General features: G+C 66.9%; 15 protein-coding genes. 12 read left to right on the top strand and 3 right to left on the bottom strand.

Annotation, left to right across the window (positions count from 1 at the left end; genetic code table 11):
* Positions 1-4: 4 nt before the first annotated feature.
* Both ACQFZP_RS14450 and ACQFZP_RS14455 read right to left on the bottom strand, forming a co-directional pair.
* Positions 5-589, bottom strand: coding sequence for a hypothetical protein (locus ACQFZP_RS14450; protein WP_211891773.1), 585 nt, complete (start codon positions 587-589; stop codon positions 5-7).
* A 123-nt stretch (positions 590-712) separates the two neighbouring features.
* On the bottom strand, positions 713-1666 hold the full coding sequence (locus tag ACQFZP_RS14455) for an ADP-ribosylglycohydrolase family protein (RefSeq protein WP_211891774.1): 954 nt from the start codon (positions 1664-1666) through the stop codon (positions 713-715).
* Positions 1667-1807: 141 nt separating this feature from the next.
* On the opposite strand from ACQFZP_RS14455, the gene ACQFZP_RS14460 reads away from it, so the two are divergent.
* The 12 genes from ACQFZP_RS14460 to ACQFZP_RS14515 all read left to right on the top strand — a co-directional run bounded on the left by ACQFZP_RS14460 (position 1808) and on the right by ACQFZP_RS14515 (position 16460).
* On the top strand, positions 1808-2488 hold the full coding sequence (locus ACQFZP_RS14460) for a GntR family transcriptional regulator (protein WP_249312583.1): 681 nt from the start codon (positions 1808-1810) through the stop codon (positions 2486-2488).
* Complete coding sequence (locus ACQFZP_RS14465; RefSeq protein ID WP_211891775.1) at positions 2485-3450, top strand: carbohydrate ABC transporter permease; 966 nt, start codon at positions 2485-2487, stop codon at positions 3448-3450. The genes ACQFZP_RS14460 and ACQFZP_RS14465 overlap by 4 nt, the downstream gene beginning before the upstream one ends.
* Complete coding sequence (locus ACQFZP_RS14470) at positions 3450-4271, top strand: carbohydrate ABC transporter permease (protein WP_104251358.1); 822 nt, start codon at positions 3450-3452, stop codon at positions 4269-4271. The genes ACQFZP_RS14465 and ACQFZP_RS14470 overlap by 1 nt, the downstream gene beginning before the upstream one ends.
* The gene (locus ACQFZP_RS14475; protein ID WP_211891776.1) at positions 4268-6949 is read left to right on the top strand and encodes an alpha-L-rhamnosidase; all 2682 of its coding nucleotides are present in this window, start codon (positions 4268-4270) and stop codon (positions 6947-6949) included. The genes ACQFZP_RS14470 and ACQFZP_RS14475 overlap by 4 nt, the downstream gene beginning before the upstream one ends.
* Before the next feature lie 66 nt (positions 6950-7015).
* Complete coding sequence (locus ACQFZP_RS14480) at positions 7016-8278, top strand: ABC transporter substrate-binding protein (RefSeq protein WP_104311172.1); 1263 nt, start codon at positions 7016-7018, stop codon at positions 8276-8278.
* Positions 8279-8349: 71 nt separating this feature from the next.
* Positions 8350-9216, top strand: a complete 867-nt coding sequence (locus ACQFZP_RS14485; RefSeq protein WP_104311171.1) for a dihydrodipicolinate synthase family protein — start codon at positions 8350-8352, stop codon at positions 9214-9216.
* Positions 9217-9249: 33 nt separating this feature from the next.
* A complete protein-coding gene (locus ACQFZP_RS14490) occupies positions 9250-10788 on the top strand; it encodes a sialidase family protein (protein ID WP_211891777.1) in 1539 nt (512 codons plus the stop codon).
* A gap of 152 nt (positions 10789-10940) precedes the next feature.
* Positions 10941-11924, top strand: coding sequence for a LacI family DNA-binding transcriptional regulator (locus ACQFZP_RS14495; RefSeq protein WP_211891778.1), 984 nt, complete (start codon positions 10941-10943; stop codon positions 11922-11924).
* Positions 11925-12010: 86 nt separating this feature from the next.
* Positions 12011-13513: an FGGY-family carbohydrate kinase gene (locus tag ACQFZP_RS14500; protein ID WP_211891779.1), complete on the top strand. Its 1503-nt coding sequence runs from the start codon at positions 12011-12013 to the stop codon at positions 13511-13513.
* A 31-nt stretch (positions 13514-13544) separates the two neighbouring features.
* Positions 13545-15176: a fucose isomerase gene (locus tag ACQFZP_RS14505; RefSeq protein WP_211891780.1), complete on the top strand. Its 1632-nt coding sequence runs from the start codon at positions 13545-13547 to the stop codon at positions 15174-15176.
* 324 nt (positions 15177-15500) lie between these two features.
* Positions 15501-15965 carry a hypothetical protein gene (locus ACQFZP_RS14510; protein ID WP_104311165.1) on the top strand — a complete coding sequence of 155 codons (465 nt, stop codon included), beginning with the start codon at positions 15501-15503 and terminating at the stop codon, positions 15963-15965.
* 60 nt (positions 15966-16025) lie between these two features.
* Positions 16026-16460, top strand: a complete 435-nt coding sequence (locus ACQFZP_RS14515; RefSeq protein WP_211891781.1) for a hypothetical protein — start codon at positions 16026-16028, stop codon at positions 16458-16460.
* A 31-nt stretch (positions 16461-16491) separates the two neighbouring features.
* On the opposite strand, the gene ACQFZP_RS14520 is transcribed toward ACQFZP_RS14515, so the two are convergent.
* Positions 16492-17859 (bottom strand): APC family permease, encoded by a 1368-nt coding sequence (locus ACQFZP_RS14520; RefSeq protein WP_211891782.1) that lies wholly within the window; start codon positions 17857-17859, stop codon positions 16492-16494.
* Positions 17860-17908 lie beyond the last annotated feature (49 nt).

Consider the following 17908-nt stretch of genomic DNA (forward strand, 5'->3'; position numbering starts at 1 on the left):
TCGGTCAGTCTCGGCGTTCGACGACCATCCCGATCGGGACCTCGGGCACGTCGCCGGGCCACGGCCCGAGTCGCACCGCGTTCTCGGGCACTCCCTTCTCGGTGGCGTAGTCGGCGACGGGAACGGACACGCTGGTGAAGCCGTTGTCGGCAACCCCAGGAGTCGAGTAAGTGCTCGGCACCCACCCCGCCTCGATGCCGACGGTGGTCATGTCGATGTCGTCGCCCACGGGTCCCGTGTAGCGGATCTCGACGGCGATGTTCGGCATGTAGCCGTCGCGCACCGACCACGCCGATTCGGTGAGGAAGACGAGGAGCGCGCCAGGGTTGGCGAGCTGGTACCCCTCCTCCAGGGTCACGTTCACCCCGAACCCGGTGTTGCCCTTGATGTTGGGATCCGGACCGCCGACGTCGGAGAAGGTGAGCCCCTCAATGGAGTCGAGGGTGTCCTCGAGCTCGACGAGCGTCTGCCCGCCGGTCTCGGCGTCGCGAGGGATCTCCGGGTAGGCGGGCCCGCATCCGCTGAGCACGGTGGAGACGACCAGCGCGATCGCGAGTGCCGCCAGGCGTCGTGGATGCGCGGAGAACATACCGACAGGCTACGGGCCGGCGGCGAGACCGATCGGTGCATGCAACCAGGACGAGGTATCGGCTCGCGTGTGCGTCAGCAGGCGGACGCACCCCGTACGCGTGCGCTGAGGGACGCGGATACGTCAGGCGCTCCGCTTCAGGACGGCTGAGTCGGAGAGCGTGATGAGGTCGACGGCGTGCAGCCGCGGCCAGCCGTGCACGGGGTCGACGAGGGCTGGCGGCAAGGCGTCCGCGCCAAAGACGGCTCCGGCGAGCGAGCCTGCGATGGCGGCGACGGTGTCGGTGTCGTTGCCTCCGCGGACGGCGCGTTCGAGTGCATCCACTGCGGAGGTCGCGCCGGCGATCGCGGCGAGTGCGCCTTGGAAGGCGCGGACGACCCAGCCGTTCTGTTCGGAGAAGTCGCGCGGGTGGGCGCCGGGCGCAAGCGCTTCCTCGGTGAACCCGCGCCACCGGTCGCGGCGTTCGCTGGGGAGGACGTCGAGCTGGCCGAGGACGTCGAGTTCGCCGGTGAGGATGGCGTGGCGGATGCTGAGGCACCAGAGCACGCAGGCGTCGGCGTTGTCGTCTTCCCAGTGGGTGAGCTGCGCGATGTGGGTGGCGGCGTCGACGAGGTCGCGCTCTTGGCCGTCGGCGAGGTAGCCGAGGGCGACGGGGCCGGTGCGCATGAGGGCGCCGTTGCCGCCGCTTCGGCCGGCGCGCACGTGGACGTCGCGGGCCGCGCCGCGGGCTCTGTCTTCTGTGACGTCGCCTTCGAGGGCGGACAGCACGGTGCGCGTCTGCGCTCCGACGTCTTTCGCATCCCGAGCCCACTCGCGCCAGGCGACGACTATCTGGGCGAGCACGTGAGCGTCGTTCAGCGACTCCCCCGCGGCGAGGGCCTGGAGTATCGGCATGGCCATGGAGGTGTCGTCGGTCCACTCGCCGACCCCGTGGCCGAACACGCCGACGCCGTAGGAGACGGGCGTTGCGTCCGAGAGCGGCGGCCCGAACTCGGACTGCGAGCCGAGGGCGTCGCCGACGGCGGAGGCGAGGACGGCGCCGCGTGCGCGGTCGAGCTGGGGCGGGGCGAAGGGCATGCCCGAAGTCTGCCCCCTCCGGCACGTCCGACGCTGAACCGAGGCGTCTTGGCTCTCGTTTGCTCGACTCTCTTGACTCTTGTAATCGGTTGCAGTTAACTGTCAATCGTTAACGGTCCACGAAGGAGTGACGTTGTGACGATGAAGCCCACCCGAGCGCCAGCCCTCGGCGAACAGCTCGCTGCAGTGCTGCGCGACCAGATCGTGCGCCGCCAGCGACAGCCAGGTACACACCTCGTTGAGGATGCGCTCGCGCAGGAACACGACGTGAGTCGCGGACCGGTGAGAGATGCCCTTCGACTCCTCGAAGCCCAGGGGTTGGTCGAGTCGCGTCGCCGCGGTTTCTTCGTCGTCGGCCTCACCCAGGACGACATCAACGACCTCTATGAGCTGCGCGAATCGATCGAGATCACTGCCTGCCTCCGCGCGATCGAGCACGTCACCCCCACGCAGATCGCGGAGGCCCGGGAGATCGTGGCCGAGATGGTGAAGCACGCCGAGAAATCGGCGGCGGATGATTTCGCGGAAGCCGACATGCGCTTCCATGCGCTGCTCTACGTCATGGGCGGCAACCGCCGTCTCCAGGACGTCTGGGTCGCTCACGAGTCCGTCTTCGCGAGCCTCATGCAGCTCACCGTGGAGGAGGACGTGGACCTGCGTCCATCAGCACTCGACCACGGCCGACTCGTCGACCTGATCGAGCTGGGGGATTCGAAGGAACTCGAGTCCGAGCTGCGCGAACACCTCGATGGCGCACGCACACGCATGGCGCACGCAGTGCGACTGCTCGCAGACGGACCTCAGAACGAGATCGCGTCGTGAGCGCCCCCGACACCACGGTGGCGACGCTCCCGGCGAGCACCCCCGATACCGTGGCTGAGCCCCTGCCCGCGAGCGCCCCCAAGCGGAAGTTCGTGGCGGTCGGTCGCTCGAAGACGCTGCTCGTCTTCGCCATCCCGGCGCTGGTCTTCTACGGGTTCGCCGTCGTGGTGCCTTCGCTCCGCGGCGCCGTCCTCGCGTTCACCAACTGGGACGGCCTCTCCCAGTCCTACGACTTCGTGGGCATCGACAACTTCGTGCGCATCTTCACGACGCAGAGTTCACTCGATGCGCTGAAAATGACGCTGATCTTCGCCCTCGCGGTCACGGTACTGCAGAACCTGATCGGCCTCCTGCTCGCGCTCGGCGTGAACAGCGGACTCAAGTCGCAGAACTTCCTCCGCGTCCTCTTCTTCGCACCCGTCGTCATCACACCGGTTGTCGTCGCCTACCTCTGGAAGTTCCTCCTGGCACCCGACGGGGCCGTCAACGCCCTGCTCGGCGGGGTGGGCCTCGGAGAAAGCGCCCCGAGCTGGCTCGGCGATCCCTTCTGGGCGTCGGTCTCGGTCATCGGAATGATCGTGTGGCAGCACGCCGGCTACTCGATGGTGATCTACCTGGCTGGCCTGCAGTCCATCCCCCAGGAGGTCAACGAGGCAGCCGCGATCGACGGCGCCGGCGCCTGGCAGCGCTTCTGGTACGTCACTCGCCCCCTGCTCGGTCCGGCGCTCGCCATCAACATCATGCCGACGATCATCGGCGGGCTCAAGATGTTCACCGAGGTGTTCGTGCTGACCGCTGGCGGCCCGGGTGGGTCGACCGAGACCCTGTCGACGTTGCTCTACAAGTCGGCCTTCCAGTTCAACGAGTTCGGCTACGGCATCTCCATGGCGCTTGTGCTCGCCGTCGTCGTCGCGATCTTCTCTGTCGGCCAGCAGCGTCTGTCCAGGAAGGCGAACAGCTGATGTTCCGATACTCGAAAGCGACCTTCGCCCGTGAAGTCGTCATGCTCGCCCTCGCGGTGGTCTTCGTCTTCCCCGTCTACATCCTCGTCAACATGGCGCTCCGACCGTCCGGCGACACGTCCTCTCCCCTGCTCCCACCAACCCAGCCGACGTTCGGGAATTTCATCGAGGCCTGGAACCAGGCAGGACTCGCGTCGGCGCTGCTCAACAGTGCGATCGTGACAGTCACGAGCGTCGTGCTCATCGTCGCGATCTCCGCCATGGCTGCGTACCCGCTCGCACGAGTGCTGTCCAAGCTCTCCACTGCCCTCTTCTGGGTGGTCCTCGTCGGCATGATGATCCCGTTCCAGGTGGCGCTGATTCCGCTCTACCAGACGATGAGGGACCTCGGCCTGCTCGGCTCTCTCTTCTCGCTCATCCTCTTCTACACGGGCAGCCAGGTGCCGTTCTCCGTCTTCCTCTACACGGGCTTCCTCCGAACCCTCGATCGAGACTATGAGGAGGCCGCCGCCATCGACGGGGCCGGCCCAGTTCGCACCTTCGTGAGCATCGTCTTCCCCTTGCTCCGCCCGATCACCGGCACCGTGATCATCCTCAACGCCATCACCATCTGGAACGACTTCCTAGTGCCGCTCCTCTACCTCAGCGGCACGCCCCAGCAGACGGTCCCCGTCGCGCTCTTCGCGTTCGTCGGACAGTTCGTCTCCAACTGGCCAGTGGTCTTCGCGGGCCTCATCATCAGCGTCCTACCCGTGCTGACGGTCTACTTCCTCATGCAGAAGCAAATCATCAAGGGCTTCGCAGGAGGGCTGAAGGGATGAGCGTGGCAGCGTACGACCTCAGCGTCGACGGCCAGCGCGAGCCGCAGGGCATCGTCACCTCCCCCACATTCTCGTGGCGACTCCGCTCGGCCGACCGCGGCTCGAGGCAGCTGGCCTATCGCATCCGTGTCGACGCGCTGCTGCCCGGTGGGCGGGTGCGAGTCTGGGAATCGGGGCGCGTCGAGACGATCGAGACGACCGCAGCTCGGTATCGCGGTTACCCGCTGTCGAGCTCCGCCGCGTACGAATGGACGCTCGACATCGAGGATGCGACGGGCGAGACGACCACGACGACGAGTGGTTTCGCGACCGGCATCGTGCATCCGGATGAGTGGAGCGCCGCCTGGATCGGCAAGAACCCTGTGTTCCGGAAGACCGCCGTGCCGCCGCAGGACACGGACATCAGCTTCACCGTCAACAAGCTGCAGCCGGTTCGGCGCTTCGTCCGCCACTTCCAGCTCAACGCGGTTCCAGAGTCCGCAAGGGTTCACGCGTCAGCCCGCGGCATCTACCGTCTCTACGTGAACGGCACGAGAGTCGGCACCGACGAGCTCGCACCCGGCTGGACCGAGTACCGCGACCGCATCACGTACCAATCCTGGGACGTCTCTGGGCTGCTCCGAGTCGGCCAGAACAGCATCGCCGCCCTCCTCGGCGACGGCTGGTACGTCGGCTTCATCGGCACGGATCGCCGACACCAGGCTCAGCACTACGGCAAGGAGCCTGCGCTGCTCGTGCAGCTCATGCTCGATGCCGCGGATGGCGGCCGCAGCGTCATCGCCACCGACGACTCCTGGCGCGAGGCTCCGAGCGAGATCATCTACGCGGACCAGCTCATGGGCCAGTACGAGGACTCCAGGCATGAAGAACCTGACTGGCATCTTCCCGGAAGCGATCTCGAGGGGTGGTCGAATGCTGTCGTCGTCGACCACGAGCACTCGAAGCTCACGCCGGAGGTCGACCCCGGGGTCCGCCGGACCCTGACGCTGAAGGCAGTGTCGGTCACGGAACGTGAGCCGAGGCGGCACATCGTCGACTTCGGACAGAATCTGGTCGGCCGCGTGTCACTGACCGTGCGAGGACAGGCTGCCGGCACGCGCATCCAGCTGAACCACGCCGAAGTCCTGGACGCCGGGGAGCTGTACACGGCCAATCTCCGAACCGCGGAGCCCGTCGACGTGTTCTGGACCAACGGGGCCGATGAGCAGACGTTCGAGCCACGCTTCACACTCCACGGCTTCCGGTTCGCCGAAGTCCAAGGCCTGGACGGCGACCTCGATCCTGCCGACATCTCGGCTGTCGTCCTCCACAACGGCTTCGACGTCATCGGCGAGTTCGCCTCGTCGAGCCCGGCCCTGGACAGGCTCTTCCAGAACATCGAATGGGGGCTGCGCGGCAACTTCGTCTCCATTCCCACCGACTGCCCGCAACGCGACGAACGCCTCGGCTGGCTCGCAGACGCGCAGGTCTTCGCGCCGACAGCTCTCGCCATCGCCGATGTCGCGCCTCTGCTTCGCCGATGGATGCGGGATGTGCGGAGCGCGCAGAGCGACGACGGGGCGTTCCCCGACATCGCGCCGCACCTCATCCACCTCCGGGAAGGAGCCCCCGCTTGGGGTGACGGCGGCGTCACCATTCCCTGGAACATCTACCGGGCGACCGGCGACGACGTCATCCTGCGGGAATCGGCAGAGTCGATGATCGCCTGGGTCCGGCACATCGAGCGGCACAACACGGACCTCATCTGGCGAAACCAGGTAGGCAACAACTACGGCGACTGGCTGCAGGTCGGGGCGGAGACTCGCAAGGATCTCCTGGCCACGGCGTACTTCGCGTACAGCACAGATCTGACGGCGCGCTCCCTGCGAGTGCTCGGCCGGACGGAAGAGGCCGATGAGCTCGAGTCGCTGCACGCCCGCATCGTCGAGGCCTACCGGAACGAGTTCGTCGAAGCCGACGGAACCGTCGCCGGCGACACTCAGGGTGCCTATCTCCTGACGCTCGCCTTCGACCTCCACGCCGACGAGGCCGAGCGTGCGCGCATCGCAAACAGGCTCGTGGAAGCTGTCGTCCGCGCGGGCACGACGCTGACGGCGGGGTTCGTCACGGTTGGCCTGCTCTGTCCGATCCTCGCCGAGATCGGCCGTGAGGATCTCGCCTTCCAGCTGCTGCACAACGAGCAGTACCCGTCCTGGCTCTACTCCGTCAAGAACGGGGCGACCACGATCTGGGAACGCTGGGACGGCTGGAGCTCAGAAGGTGGCTTCCAATCGGCACGGATGAACAGCTTCAACCACTACTCGCTCGGCTCGGTCGGCGAGTGGTTCCTCTCCGGGATCCTCGGCATACGCCAGTCCGAGACCTCGGCCGGGTTCCGGCAGCTGGCGCTCGCGCCACGATTCGACCCCCATCTTGACCACGCGACCGGTGCCCTCGAGACACCACGAGGTCGAGTCGAGAGCTCCTGGAAACGGGATTCGAACGGGATCACCTGGCAGGTCACGGTTCCGCCGGGGCCCGCCGCTACCGCACAGCTTCCCTGCACATCCGATTCGACGATCACGGAAGGAGGTATCGAGATCAGCCGGTCCACGGGCATCACCGTGACCGAGCTCGGCTCGGCGTGCACGACGCTGCAGCTCGAACCGGGCACCTACTCACAGTTCCCCGTCGACTGACGTCGGCCCCCTCCCCTCCCCCTCTCAGGCTGATTTCGTTTCGGCCTTCTCTGGAGACCCATAACCATGAAAATGCGCAACATCGCCGCTGTCGCCGGTGTCAGCATCGCTGCCCTCGTCCTCGCGGGCTGCTCGAACTCCGCACCCGCCGAGGGTTCGATGGAGCCAACTGACGCTCTCAACATCGCCACCACCTCGAATAACCAAGCTCCTATGGAGGCGGTTGTCGCCGCCTACGAGGAGAAGACCGGAATCGAAGTCAACGTCACGGTCGCCGACACCTCGCAGTACCAGACGACGTTGCGAACGCAGCTCTCTAGCGGAACCGCTCCTGACGTCTTCACCGTCTGGGCCGGTGGCGGAAACCCCGGCGCCATCGATGTCCTGCAGGGCGCCGGCTACCTCGCGGATCTCTCCGATCGCGACTGGGTGGGCACCGTCGACCCGGGCACGGCTGAGACGCTGCAGATCGATGGAGGCACCTACGGCCTTCCGTCGAAGCTCGACGCCGTCGGGGCGATCTACAACACCGCGACCTTGAGCGAGCTCGGCCTCGAAGCTCCGACGACCTATACGGAGCTGCTCGACTACTGCGCGGATGTGAAGGCGCAAGGCAAGGTCGCGTTCGCGCTGGGCATCCAGACCGATTGGGTGACGCAGCTCATCCCGTACGCACTCGTCGCGAACACGGTCTACGGCGAGACTCCCGAATTCGATGCGAGCCTCGCAGACGGCTCCGCCACCTTCGCGGATTCCGGCTGGAAGTCCGCCTTCGACAAGTACCTCGAGATGGATGAGGCCGGCTGCTTCAACGAGGATCCCCTCGGCACCGACGTCACCGCCTCGTACAACCTCGTGGCCACCGGCGAAGCGGTCGGTGTCGTGCAGGTGCTCGCCTCGTACCCGCAGCTCGCATCCGCGTCACCGGAGGGCACCGAGTTCGGCTTCTTCGCCCTCCCCGGCGATGACTCGGGCACGACGGCCATCCCGCGCGGCATCGGTGTCGCCTTCGCCGTCAACGAGGGAGCAGCCAACAAGGCGAACGCGCTGGAGTTCGTCGACTGGCTTGCGACGCCGGAGGCAACAAGCGTCTGGTTCGACACAGCACCCGGCCTCCCCGCCGTGACGAACACCGATGTCGAGCTCGACCCCGTGCTCCAGGGCGCCGCCGATGTCATCGATTCGGGCGAGACCGCACCGATGCCAGACCAGGGCTGGCCGAACGCCAAGGCGCAGTCGGCGCTGTTCATCGGCACCCAGCAGCTGTTCTCCGGCCAGGCCGACCCCGACGCGGTGCTCCAGTCGATGGATCAGGCGTACTCCAGTTGACCCCGAGACTCCGGACGCGATCAGCGATCGCGTCCGGAGCCCGGCCATACCCCCTCAGCAGAAAGCGACCCATGTCCTCGCACGACATCATCACCGCAGTCCCCCTCGCCTTCGACGAAAGCGACGGGCTCGATCTCGCCGCGTGCCGACGCATCCTCGACTACGTCGCAGCATCCGGCGTACAGGGTGCGCTTGTACTCGGCACGACGGGAGAGTTCCCGGCGCTCTCGATCGAGGAGCGCAACGCCGTCGCGCGACTCTCGGTCGAAGTGCTGACCGATATCCGCGTCATCGTGCACGTCGGAGCAGCGAGCCGTTATGAGGTCACGCAGCTCATCGCCGGCGCGCGTGCGGCGGGCGCCAAGGAAATCGCAGTCCTGACGCCGTATTACCTGCCCGCCCACCCAGACGAGGTGTACAGCTTCTTCCGCGATGTGGTCACCGAGGCCGACGGGCTCGACGTCTACGTGTACATGTTCGAGGCGCGGACCGGGATCCCCGTCGACCAGGAGCTGCTGCTTCGCCTCAGCACCCTGCCCGGGGTAGTCGGCGTCAAGGTGAGCGGTGAGGCGCTCGGGCTCATCACCTCGTTCCGAAGCGAGCTTCCCGAGGAGTTCCGGATCTACACGGGCTCCGACGGCGACTTCGCGCGCGCGGGTGCCGCCGGTGCCGACGGTGTCATCTCCGGGGTGGCCTCCGCCTTCTCCCGCCCGTTCGTGCGGATGCGGGACGCGCTGATCGACGGAGACGAGGCACGCATTGCGAGCATCCAACCCGACATCGACGAAGCCGTCGCGGCGATTGACGGCTCTCCAGCCCGGATGCGTGCAGTGCATCGCCTTGCGGGCCACAACGTAGGTGGTCGACGCATGCCCATCCAGGAACCGGATGAGGTCACCGTCGCACGCCTCCGCCGCGCAGTCGCGCGGTTCCACTAGAAGCACGATCCCCACACCGAAAAGAAGGTTGCAATGACGCTCCCCCAAACCCGGCACCGCGCCCCTGTCTTGATCGGCGGCTCTCTGCTCAGCGCGTTCGCGCTCACCGCAGGTATCGCCGTGGGCCCAGCCCTCGCGGACACCACCGAGCCACCGACCACGATCGGCGTCACCGAAGGCCTGATCGACACCACGGATCTGAATGCGCTCGGCCTCCCCCAGGCAGAGAACGCCGAGACCGTGACCATCTTCGAGCCTGGCGACGACGACGCGAAGTTCAACCACGGGACGGTGCTCATGCCGTTCAAGGACCGCCTCTACGCGCAGTGGCAGTCGTCGGCGCTCGACGAGGACGCCCCCGAGACGATCGTCACGTACAGCGTGAGCGACAACGGCAGCGAGTGGTCCGCACCGATCCCCCTCACCGAACCCCGCGACGACGGGTACACGTCGAACGGCGGCTGGTGGACAGACGGAGAGACGCTCATCGCGTACCTGAACGTCTGGCCGGCAGCGCTCGAACCTCGCGGCGGGTACACCGAGTACGTCTCCAGCACCGACGGTGTCACCTGGTCGGAGCCACAGCGCGTGACGGACGAGGCCGGCGAGCCGGTGCTCGGCATCATCGAGCAGGACGTCAAAGCCCTGCCGAGCGGCCGCCTGCTGACCGCATTCCATGTGCAGCCAGGCCTCCACGTGAAGCCGTACTACACGGACGACCCCACCGGCGTGAGCGGCTGGACTCAGGGTGAGTTCGAGAACCAGCCCTACCTCGAGAACGAGATGTCGCGCGAGCTGGAGCCGAGCTGGCACGTCGCGGCAGACGGATCCATCTTCATGACCTTCCGCGACCAGGGCGGCAGCACGATGTTCAAGCTCGCCTCGAAGAGCGAGGACAACGGCGAGACGTGGTCTCAGGCCGTCGTCACGAACGTGCCTGATTCGCGAACGAAGCAGAGCGCGGGCAACCTGCCCGACGGCACCGCGTACCTGACGGGGAGCCTGACCGGCACGAAGACCCGCTACCCGCTCGTCATCGTGCTGAGCGCCGACGGTGTGACCTTCGACCAGGGCTTCGTGATCCGCGACTCGGCCGACCTGCAGCCGAAGCGCTATGAGGGCAAGTCCAAGAACCCGGGCTACAGCTACCAGAAGAGCCTCGTCTGGGGCGACTCGCTCTACGTCTCCTATGGCACCAACAAGGAGGACGTCGAGTTCTCGCGCATCCCGCTTGCCGACCTCGAGCTCGGTGCGACCCCGGGTGTCACTCCCACGCCGACGGCACCGGCGACCACGGCACCGACGACGACCCCCACGGATGCTCCGGTTGTCCCCGTCCCGACCGACGCTGAGGCGACCGTCTCACCGACGGCCACCACGTCAGGTACCGCTGCGCCTGTGACGACGGCCACGCCCTCGTCGACTGGCAGCGCGACAGCCGACGGGACCGACTCGCTCGCGACGACCGGCGGCGAGGTTCCCGGGCTGGGAGCCGCCTCCGCGCTCGCTCTTGTCCTCATCGGCGCTGCGGCGCTCTTGCTCCGCCGCCGCAAGGCCGCGAGCAGCGAGTAACCAGCGAGTAACCGGAACGACGAGGAGCGGAACACATGGAGTCGGGCGGCCTGCGCACGCGCACCTCTTCGGTGCGCAGGCCGGCCCGGCGAACTCGAACGCCGCGTCCGCTGTCTCCGTGCCACCCCCGCGAAATCGATTACTGTGCTGACATGTCGACGATCTATGACGTCGCGAAACTCGCCGGAGTCTCGACGGCCACGGTCTCGCGTGTGTTCAACGGAGCGAGCGTCTCCGCACCGAAAGCCGAAGCGGTCAGGTCCGCCGCGAAGGAACTGAACTTCACGCCGAATCGAGTGGCGCGCAACCTACGCCGACGGGAGTCCGAGACGATCGCGCTCATCATCCCCGACGTGCAGAACCCCTATTTCACCGAGATGGTCCGTGGGGTCGAGGACGTCGCGTCGGAGGCTGGCTACTCCGTCGTGCTCTGCAATTCCGACGGCCGCCTCGATAAGGAGGCGCGCTATCTGCAAGTCAGCGGATGGGAGTCGATGGCGGGGGTCATCATCGCCCCGGCCTCGGCGTCAACCCGACTGGACGAGATGCTCGCCACGAACCGACCCGTCGTGATCGTCGACCGCCGCACCGCACACGACGCCGACCTCGTCGTGATGGATAACCGGGCAGCAGGGGCGGCCGCGACCGAGGAACTCCTTGCGGCCGGGTTCACGCGCATCGCGCACATCGCGGGCCCGGCGGACATCGACACGGCGCTCGAACGGGCTGAGGGTTGGCGGGCCGCGCTTGGGGCGTCTCCATTGGACGTGGACGAGAACCTCCTCCGGTTCTCGACGTTCCACGTCGACGGCGGCCGCGCCGCGATGAGCGAATTGCTCGATCTGCCGGAGCCACCGGATGCCGTCGTCGCAGGCAACAACCTGATCGGCGTCGGGGCAATTCAGCTGCTCGGCGAACGAGGACTGACCCCGCCGACCTTCGGCGTCGCCGTCATCGGCTCGCTGCCGTTCAGCACGATCTCACCGAGCGCCGTGACGATCGTGCGGCTCGCCGCCCAGGAGATGGGCAGCGTGGCCGCGCGCGTGCTCATCGAGCGGATCGCCGGAGATGAGCGCCCGATTCAGACGGTCGTGCTGCCTCACACCGTCCAACGGGCCGCCGCAGCTCGCGACTGACCTGCGACCAAGGGCCTGCCCCCTCTCTTTCCCCAATTTGTAATCGATTGCACTGCCACATCTTTCAAAACCTGGAGGTACCGCCCATGGGTTACACACTCGGAGTCGACATCGGCACGTCGAGCAGCAAGGGCGTGCTCGTCGCCAGCGACGGCACCATCGTCGCGCAGGCGGTGCGCGAGCATGAGGTCGACCGACCCCGCACCGGGTGGGTTGAGATGGACGCCGACATCTGGTGGTCGGAGTTCTCCGACATAGCGCGGGAGCTGGTCGCCTCCCTCCCCGGCGTTGTCGTCGACGCTGTCGGCGTCAGCGGCATGGGACCGTGCGTGCTCCTCGCCGACGACGACGACCGTCCGGTGCGCCCGGCGATTCTCTACGGCATCGACACCCGCGCCTCGGAACAGGTTGCCCGGATGACGCGAGAGCTCGGGGAAGGGGCCATCACCGCGGTCGGCGGCTCGGTGCTCAGCTCACAGGCGGGCGGCCCGAAGATCGCGTGGATAGCGGAGTCGGAACCGGAGCGTTGGTCGCAGGCGCGGCGTCTGTTCATGCCTGCCTCATGGCTCGTGCGAAAGCTGACCGGCGAGTACTATCTCGACCACCATTCGGCGAGCCAGGTGTCACCGCTCTATGACATCGAGGCCGAGCGCTGGCACGAGGAGTGGTGGGACCGCTACGCCGGGTCTCTCGAGCGGCCACGGCTCGCGTGGGCAGGTGATGTCGCCGGAGTCATCACCGCCAAGGCGGCCGCCGAGACGCACCTCGCTCCGGGAACCCCGGTCATCACCGGCACGATCGACGCTTGGGCTGAGGCGGCCAGCGTCGGCGCGCTCGAGGTCGGCGACTTGATGGTCATGTACGGCACGACGATGTTCCTCATCGCCACGACGGACGAGACGCACCGCTCACCGTCGATGTGGACCACCGTCGGCACTGTCCCTGGCACTCGCAATCTCGCCGGTGGGCTCGCAACATCAGGCGCGCTGACGGCGTGGCTGCGGAACCTCACGGGCGCCGAGTACCCGCAGCTCCTCGAGGAGGCGGCCGCCTCGGGCCCTGGTGCGAACGGGCTGCTGACGCTCCCCTACTTCGCGGGCGAGCGTACCCCCATCCAGGACCCGCAAGCTCGCGGCGTCATCGCCGGGCTGACACTCGAGCACACCCGCGGCGACCTGTACCGCGCGGCACTGGAGGCGACAGCTTTCGGCGTTCGCCACAACATCGAGACGATGCGGGAGGCGGGCGCTGCCCTGCAGCGGATCGTTGCCGTGGGCGGTGGAACGCAGGGACGGCTGTGGCTGCAGACCGTCTCCGATGTCTGCGGGCTTCCACAGGAGGTGCCATCGGCGACGATCGGCGCCAGCTACGGGTCCGCGTTCCTCGCGGCGCGCGCGTTCGCCCGTGCGGCGGGCGAAGACGGCCTGCCCAGCATCACTGACTGGAATCCGCCCACCGAGGTGATCACCCCGAACCCGGCTCTGAAGGACTTCTACGACGGACTCTTCGAGCTCTACCTGCGCCTCTACGGGGACTCGAAGTCCGTCGTCCACGAACTCGCAGCACTGCACCGCGGCGCTCACAGCTGAGCGCCGCATCCACCCCTCTGATCGGAGACCCGTGACCTACACGCTTCCCACTCTGTCCCCCCGCCCAGCTACGGCCCCGAAGACCGCGTACCTCATCTCATCTGGCGACCTGCGCGAGTCCGCGAACATCGCGGGCTGGCCGGCGCAACTGGAACTCGAGCACGGCGTGACTCGCGCGCTGGAGAACCTTGGCTGGCACGTGCAGCGGGCCAATGACGTCGACCCGAAGACCGGTCACGGGTTCATCTCGAGCCAGCGAATGGGGCTCGACGTGTTCAAACACATCCCGGTGGACGCCCCACTGATCGTCGCTGAAGCGGTCTGGCAGTACTCGCATCATGTGCTCGCGGGGTTGCGCACCCATCGGGGGCCGATTCTGACGGTCGCGAATTTCAGCGGTGAGTGGCCGGGACTCGTCGGGCTGCTAGGGCTGAACGCGTCGCTCACGAAGATGGGCACCGAATACTCGACGCTGTGGTCCGTCGATTTCGCTGACGAGTGGTTCCTGGATGGACTGCGATCGTGGACCCAGTCCGGGGTGATCGCGCACGACGACTCGCACGTGCATCCCCAGCGGGACCTGCCGGTGAGCGCGGAGCGAGCTGTTGGCGAGGCGCTGGCGGCGAAGCTCGCCTCGGAGAAGGCGATCATCGGCGTCTTCGACGAGGGTTGCATGGGCATGTACAACGCGATCATCGACGACGAGCTACTCAACAGGACGGGCATCTACAAGGAGCGACTGTCGCAGTCGGCGCTGTACGCGGAGATGCTGAAGGTCGGAGATGCGGATGCGGACGAAGCGTTCGCGTGGCTCGTAGACCAGGGCCTCCACTTCCGGTTCGGTGCTGACGACGCGACGCAGCTGACGCGGGAGCAGGTGCAGTGGCAGCTGAAGATGTACATCGCCGCGCTGCGTATCGCGGATGACTTCGGGTTGGACGCGTTGGGCATCCAGTACCAGCAGGGATTGAAGGATCTGGTGCCGGCCTCCGACCTTGCGGAGGGGCTGCTGAACTCGACCGATCGGCCACCCGTGCGCTCGCGCGACGGTGCCCGCGGGCTGCACGAGGGGCGCGCGTTCCCGCACTTCAACGAAGCAGACGAAGGCGTCGCCGTCGACGCGCTCGTGACTGACCGGGTGTGGCGCGCAATGGATCTTCTGCCGGACAACACCTTGCACGATGTGCGTTGGGGCGAGGACTTCGACGGGCAGTTCGTGTGGGTCTACGAGATCTCCGGCTCGGTTCCTGGCTCGCACTTGGGCGGCTGGTCGAACGCGGAGGCGTGGCGTCAGGATCCGGTGTTCTTCCCTGCCGGTGGGGCGACGATCAATGGATGCTCGAAGCCGGGCGAGGTCGTCCTGAGTCGCGTCTACATCGCGGAGGGCATCCTGCAGGCCGATATCTTCCGCGGATCAGTCGTCGAGCTGCCAGCCGAGGAGACGAAGCGCCGCAAGGAGGCGACGAACCCAGAGTGGCCGATCGCTCACGTGGTGCTGCACGGCATCTCCCGGAACCAGTTCATGGCCCGCCACAAGGCGAACCACGTGCAGTTGGCGTACGCCCCCGACGCGGCGATCGCCGACAAGGCGCTCACCGCGAAGGCTGCCATGTTCGCGGACATGGGCATCAAGGTGCACGTCCTAGGGGCGGTGAATCTCTAGCGGTGGCGCGGGGCGCGGGCGGCGGGCGGGTTGCCCCGCCGCCCGCAGTCGCGTCAGCTCAGGCCGGTGACGACGACACGCGCGATCTCTGGATTCTTGAGCGACGCGTATCCGTCCTGCACGTCGGCGAGTGTGATCTCGCTGGAGACGAGGGCGTCGAGCTCGAACCGACCCTGCAGGTAGAGGTAGAACCCTCCGCCGGGCGCGACCAGCTGGAGTGCCTGCTGCGTGACCGGGCCGAGGCCGACGAAGTCGAAGACCGAATCGGCGCCTACGCCCGTGATGGGCAGGACCGCGGCGACGCCCTTCGCCTAGCCTCCTAGCGTGCAGACATCCGAGAGACTCCAGTGCGCCACGGTGACGCAAGCCATCGACTACGGCCAGTTCTACATCTGCTGCGCACCGTTCCTGGACCCGATGCCGTTGCTCGAGGCCGCGCTCTCGCAACCTCCTTGCGCCGGAGACGGCAATGCAATCGTCGTTGTGAGCCCACAGCAGTGGAACTTCCAGGCGAAGTTCCGCGTGGAAATCTGGTCGGGGGTCCCGCCGCAGGACTCAAGAGACTGGGACCAGGTGTCGCTTGAGGCGTTGAACGTTCGGACTGAACCAGGTGTTTGGTTGGAATCCGCCACGGTGGACGCGACGCCGTTGCCCCTCGCCTTCGAGGAGGTCGGCTACAACGTCGAAGTCTGCGGGCGCGAATCCAACGCCGACTGGGATGTCGAGTCGGCGAGTGAGCCCAACTTCGAGTGGCGGCTCCGTTTCTGGCCACACGTTGAAGGTCACTAGCGAGAACGAGAGCCGGGCGGGGCAGGCCCGGCAACCGGTTGCTTCCGCCAGAATATGTTCATGACGCCGTGCCGAATCGTGGGTTCCCTGCTCCTCGCGAGTGCCGCCGTGGGTGTGCTTGCCGGTTGCCAGCAGCTGGCCTTCCTCACGAACACGGGTGATCCAGCGACGTGGCAGCTCTTGGACCCGAACGCGGTCTCGAGTTCCAGCGAGCAGCTGCACATCGAGGTCACTCGACTTGATTGCTCCGGAGGCGAGACCGGTGAGGTTCTTGAACCGCAGGTCACGTACGAGGCGGAGCAGATCATCATTCGCGTCGACGTTGTCCCAATCTCAGGCCTTCAAACATGCCCGGGCAACAACGCAGTTCCGGTCACCGTCCAGCTCACGGAGCCGATCGGTTCGCGCTCGCTCATCGACGGCGGGTGCGCGCTTGAGGGAGTCGGCACGACTGCGGAGTGTCTCGACTCTGCGGTCCGCTACGAGGGCGAGTAGCCAGGAGAGCAGGCAGCTACGCGGGCGAACCTCAGCGCTTGCTCGGCAGCAGCGTCCCAACCGCGAAGAACCCGGCAAGCACAACACCCCAGATGATCGCCGCGACGATTCCGCCGACGAGGAACGGGAAGTTCCAGATCGCGATGATCAGCACCAGGACGAGCCCGATGCCGCCGGCCAGCGACGCGACTGTGACCCACGACGAGGCCGTTCCTTCGGCTGCATCCCGCTTCAGGCGCGCACGGAAGGCGACGACGGCGAAGCTGGCGAGGGTCATCATGACAATGACGCCCACGGCGCCAGCCCCGGAGTACCAGGTGTAGATCTGCAGCACGGGGTCGAGCTGTGCGAGCGCGGAGACGACGACCACGAATGCGGTGATGATCGTCACCCACAGGGATGCGCGCGACGGTGCCGAGTGCTTCGGGTGCACGGCGGCCAGGGTGCGCGGCAGCACGTCCCGCTCCCCCAGCGTGAACAGGTAGCGGGTGACGATGTTGTGGAACGCGAGCATGCACGCGAACATGCTCGTCACGACGAGCACCTGCACGATGTCGGCCATGATCGGCGCGACCACGTCACCGGCGAGGCCCACGACGACGCCGGCCGGGTCCTCGTTCGAGAGGGCGACCGCGTTGTCAGCTCCGAGGCCCGCGATGACGAGCCACGACGAGACGAAGTAGAGTGCACCGACCGCGATGACGGCGATGTAGGTGGCGCGGGGCACGGTGCGATCGGGGTCGCGGGCCTCGTTTCGGAACACGGCGGTCGCTTCGAAGCCGAAGAAGCCGAGGAACGCGAACAGCAGCCCGAGGCCGGGTGTGCCGGAGACGGCCTCGCTGACGCTGAACGGCAGCGTCGTGAGCTCGCGCCCGGAGGCGAGCACGCCCGCGTCGATGACGACGACCGCGACGACCTCGAGCACGAGGACGACGCCGAGCACTTTCGCGGAGAGGTCGATGTTGCGGTAGCCGAGGAACCCGACGATCGCGATCATGAGGGCGGAGATGAGCCACCAGGGCAGCTGCATTCCAGTCCACAGCTCGAAGAGGTTGCCGGCCTGCACACCGAGGTAGCAGGTCATCGACACGGTGAGCAGCACGTAGGAGAGCAGGGCGATGGATGCGGTGCCCAGCCCCAGGCGCCGCCCGAGACCGCGGTCGACGTACGAGTAGAAGGCGCCCGCGTCGGGCACGTGCGGGGTCATCCACGCGTAGCCGACCGAGAAGAGCAGCAGGATGGCGGTGGCGACGAGCACCATCAGCGGTGCGCCGACAGAGCCGGAGACCCCGAAGATGATCGGGAAGTTCGCGGCGACCACGGTGATGGGCGCGGCGGCCGCGATCACCATGAACACGATTCCGGGCACGCCGAGCTTGCGGGTGAGTGTCTGCGTCAAGGGGGTGTCCTCTTCTCGGGCGAGCCGGAGAAGGGGGTGGGCTCGCGCG

Source organism: Pseudoclavibacter sp. Marseille-Q434 (genome assembly GCF_050315415.1).
Lineage (GTDB): Bacteria > Actinomycetota > Actinomycetes > Actinomycetales > Microbacteriaceae > Pseudoclavibacter.